3 protein-coding genes are annotated in these 2,572 nt (G+C 70.6%); 1 reads left to right on the top strand and 2 read right to left on the bottom strand.

The genetic code is table 11. From position 1 onward, the window contains the following. On the bottom strand, window positions 1–664 hold a 664-nt coding region (locus tag QK444_RS35485), incomplete at its 3' end, for an aminotransferase class I/II-fold pyridoxal phosphate-dependent enzyme (protein ID WP_282786392.1). A gap of 108 nt (window positions 665–772) precedes the next feature. On the opposite strand from QK444_RS35485, the gene QK444_RS35480 reads away from it, so the two are divergent. Beyond that, on the top strand, window positions 773–1,084 hold the full coding sequence (locus QK444_RS35480; protein WP_143980333.1) for a hypothetical protein: 312 nt from the start codon (window positions 773–775) through the stop codon (window positions 1,082–1,084). A gap of 51 nt (window positions 1,085–1,135) precedes the next feature. Here QK444_RS35480 and QK444_RS35475 read toward each other — a convergent pair whose 3' ends face one another. After that, window positions 1,136–2,404 (bottom strand): adenosylmethionine--8-amino-7-oxononanoate transaminase, encoded by a 1,269-nt coding sequence (locus QK444_RS35475; protein ID WP_282786389.1) that lies wholly within the window; start codon window positions 2,402–2,404, stop codon window positions 1,136–1,138. Window positions 2,405–2,572: the final 168 nt, after the last annotated feature.

Raw genomic sequence — 2,572 nt, 5'->3', positions numbered from 1 at the left:
GTTCGCCCGCCAGCCCGCATTCGTGCACCAGTCCGCGACCGCCCGTGCCGCGCACGCCGAGTCCGTGCGCCTCGTCCACCACCAGGACCGCGCCCCGGGCGCGGGTGACGCGGTGCAGCTCCCGCAGCGGCGCGAGATCGCCGTCGGCGCTGAAGACGGAATCGGTGAGCACCAGGGCGCGTTCCTCGCCGCGCCGGGCCAGCAGCCGGTCCACGGCGTCCACATCGCGGTGCGGGGCGATCTCGACCCGCGCCCGCGACAGGCGGCAGGCGTCCACCAGCGAGGCGTGGCTGCCCGCATCCGACACCACCAGCGCATCGCGCCCGGCCAGCGCGGTGACCACGCCCAGATTGGCGGCGTAGCCGGAGGCGAACACCAATCCCGCCTGCGCGCCGACGAATTCGGCGAGTTCGGTTTCCAGCAGTTCGTGTTCGGCGGTGGTGCCGGTGACCAGCCGCGAACCCGTGGCACCCGCACCCCAGCGCCGCACCGCCGCGACCGCGCCCTCGATCACCTCCGGATGCCGGGTGAGCCCGAGGTAGTCGTTGGAGGCCAGGTCGATGGCCTCGCCCTCGGACGCGCGCGGCCGCAGTTCGCGGCGCAGCCCGGCGCGCACCCGATCTGCGGCGCGTTCGTCCAACCATCGCAAGGGATCGACACTCACAGCTCCGCAGCATACTTGAACAGCGTTCAGGGTGGGGTGGAGCGGGTCGGATCGGCCCTCCCGGCGGCCCGACGTCGCTATCCTGGGAGACCGAGGTAGGAGAGATGTATGCCACGTTGGGCAATAGTGGTCGAACAGACAACCGGCTTCGGAGAGAACAGGATCTGGTCCCCCAAGGTGCTCGCCGAGGTGGTGGGAACCCGGGAACAGGCCGTGGCCAAGTTGTCGGAACTGGTCGGCAAATTCGTTCCGGACCACCCCAAGCTGGTCAGCCGTCGCACCGTGCTGCGCGACGGCGACAACTACATGCTCATCGCCCGCGGCTGGTCCGACGATTTCCACTGTCTGTTCCGGGTGTGGGAGGTGCTGTCGGACAGCGAGGAGCAGGAGCGGCTGCGGGAACGCCGCGCCAACCACTGACCGGCGCGAATCACCGACCGGCGCTGACCACCGGCAGGTGCCGACCACCGCTCAGGCGGCGGCCGCGGCCAGCATGGCGGCGGTGATCCGGCGCACGTCCTCGGTGGTGCTGATGAACGGCGGCATGCAGTAGATCAGATTGCGGAAGGGCCGCAACCACACTCCGGCGTCCACGGCGGCGTGGGTGGCCTTGCGCATGTCGACGGGGTGGTCGAGTTCGATCACGCCGATCGCGCCGAGCACCCGCGCCTCCACGACCCCGGGGAGGTCGCGGGCGGGCGCGAGCCCGGCCCGCAGTTCGGTCTCGATGCGGCCGACCTCGCCGCGCCAGTCCCGCGACAGCAGCAGTTCGATGGAGGCGACGGCGACCGCGCAGGCCAGGGGGTTGCCCATGAAGGTCGGCCCGTGCATGAGCCCACCGTGTGCGGCACTGAGGGTTTCGGCGATCTCGGCGGTGCACAGCGCCGCGGCCAGGGTCAGGTAGCCGCCGGTGAGCGCCTTGCCCACGCACAGCACGTCCGGGCGCACGCCCGCCTGGTCGGCGGCGAAAAGCGTTCCGGTGCGGCCGAATCCGGTGGCGATCTCGTCGAAGATCAGCAGGATGCCGTGCTCGTCGCAGAGGCGGCGCAGGTCGGTGAGGTAGCGGGGATCGTGGAAGCGCATGCCGCCCGCACCCTGGACGATGGGTTCCACGATGACGGCGGCCAGTTCGTCGGCGTGCGCGGCGAGGGCGCGCTCGAGTTCGGCGACGTAGTCGGGTTCGTACGTACGCGGCGGGGTCGGGACGAAGTGCTGCGGGGTGAGCACGTCGGTCCACAGCGCGTGCATGCCGCCCTCGGGATCGCACACGCTCATGGGAGTGAAGGTGTCACCGTGGTAGCCGCCGCGCCAGGTGAGCAGCCGGTGTTTGCCCGGGCGGCCGCGGGCGCGCCAGTACTGCAGGCACATCTTCACCGCGACCTCGACCGAGACGGATCCGGAATCGCAGAGGAACACCTTGTCCAGCCCCGCGGGTGTGTGCTCGACCAGCAGTTGGGTCAACCGCGCGGCGGGTTCGTGGGTGAGGCCGCCGAACATGACGTGGCTCATCCGGCGCGACTGGGCCAGCAGCGCCGCGTCGAGCACCGGATGCCGGTAGCCGTGCACCGCGGCCCACCACGAGCTCATGCCGTCCACCAGTTCCCGGCCGTCGGCGAGGGTGAGGCGGGTGCCCGCGGCGGATTCGACCACCAGGGGTTCGGTGGTGGCCGGGAAACCGCCGTAGGGATGCCAGACATGGGCGGCGTCGACGGCGGTGATCTCGTCGGAGGTCAGTGCCACGGGTGCGGTCCTTCGCCAGGTGTCGTACCCCGCCCCGGAATCCACCGGGCGCGAGCTTGAACGCCGTTCAAGTTACCACCGCACCTTTCGGAACGCGGCCACCCGGCGTAATCTGCTGGACAGAACTCTTTGACTGGGTCAAAGGATTGGAGCCGAGATGGGCACCTC

Origin of the sequence: Nocardia sp. CC201C, from assembly GCF_030010695.1 — a bacterium.
In the GTDB taxonomy this organism is placed as follows: domain Bacteria; phylum Actinomycetota; class Actinomycetes; order Mycobacteriales; family Mycobacteriaceae; genus Nocardia; species Nocardia otitidiscaviarum.
Note: the sequence above shows the minus strand (reverse complement) of the source record. Positions and strands in the feature narration are given on the sequence as shown.

What these genes read in the sequence shown, in the direction of transcription:
- QK444_RS35480 (WP_143980333.1), top strand. Translation starts at nt 773, where the DNA reads ATGCCACGTTGGGCAATAGTGGTCGAACAGACAACCGGCTTCGGAGAG.